The organism is Okeania sp. SIO2C9 (assembly GCF_010672455.1).
GTDB lineage: Bacteria > Cyanobacteriota > Cyanobacteriia > Cyanobacteriales > Microcoleaceae > Okeania.
On the sequence record NZ_JAAHGO010000253.1, the window covers coordinates 1 to 1,271 of the forward strand.

At 36.5% G+C, this 1,271-nt stretch carries 1 protein-coding gene and 1 pseudogene; both read right to left on the reverse strand.

From position 1 onward, the window contains the following. Window positions 1–400 precede the first annotated feature (400 nt). Entirely contained in the window at window positions 401–715 is a 315-nt protein-coding gene (locus F6K23_RS40765; protein ID WP_293166943.1) for a hypothetical protein, read from the reverse strand. Between the two features lie 311 nt (window positions 716–1,026). After that, window positions 1,027–1,271 (reverse strand): annotated as a pseudogene (locus F6K23_RS40770) (RNA-guided endonuclease TnpB family protein); the annotation flags it as partial.

Here is a 1,271-nt window from a genome sequence, read left to right on the forward strand (position 1 = left end):
TTTCAGTTATCAGTTATCAGTTATCAGTTATCAGTGAACCTCCGACTGAAGTCGGAGGCTTGAAATACTGAACTAAATATTTTTTTCATCCCCTTAAAAGGGGAGGCACATACCCTCATTTTTTGGTCAATTTATTGTCACGCTTAGAATAATTGATAGAGAGTGTGGGTACCCACACTATAGAATCTAATTACACCAATGCTACAGGATTTGATATCATAGATGGTATATGAAAAAAGGTTTACCTAATAGTTCATAAAAATATGGTCAAATATGACATATCCTCACGGTCGCAGGTGTTACTCTGACGCTCGTGTTAGCGTAGCTCCTCCGGAGGAGGCACTACAACACCACGCCAGTTGCTTTAAGTCGGGGGACCCGCAAGGGCGTACTGGCTTCTCTATCCCATAGTCAAATGCATTTGGGAGCTGCTTTTTTCATAATGTTCAAAGAACCGTTCACGTGACTCATTGATTAATCCAATGCTTGCGGTACGATTGCATTCCTCTTTGTCTTGATGCAGTCGCTCATGGGGGAAACCCCCTTTGGCGGCGCTGCATCGCTTTATTCTTTTTCCTGAAAAGGTGACTTGATTTTTCTCACCTTTCTTGTAAACAGGAATCAAATCATTATCTATAAAACTTGATGCGGAGGTATAAGACTCTTCTGTAAGAATTACATCTATTCCTAACATTTTGGCTTGATAAGATAACATTTCTATTAACAAGTTAATAGGGAACAGATACAAAATATGAAATATTTCTTTTCCCTAAATTTATCTTCTGCTTCCATTCTTCATTGTGCCCTATTATCAATGTTCCTATTTTCTGATTAATGAGAGTATCAATAATCAAACGAGACGCAATACGCAAGATAATCGTTGATGAGCAAATTCTCTTTTATTGCACAGCTTTTTCAGTCTCTTACTCGAGCTATTTTCCTGGAGTTGAGATTGTAGGAAACTCTTAACTTTATTATAGTATTGATTGATAGATTTTAACGGTCTGCCATTTATCACTCTTTGGTTTAATTCCGGCGGTTATTAAAGGTTAATGTAGCTAAATTGTTTAATCCTATATCAATACTGGCGCAACGATTTTTTTCTAGCTCGTATTGTTTTTCGCATTTTTCATAAATCACCTCTATTACATAATGATTAAGTTTAGGAACGAGACGAACTTGTTTAATTTGTGAAGCAGACACTAAAGTTTTTAGATAAATCCCAGTTTTACTCAGATTAATAATTCCTTGTTTTAATTGCCTCTTGCTGA

Bases quoted from the DNA above. Each gene is read 5' to 3' on its own strand.
- F6K23_RS40765 (WP_293166943.1), bottom strand. From the start codon at position 715: ATGTTATCTTATCAAGCCAAAATGTTAGGAATAGATGTAATTCTTACA.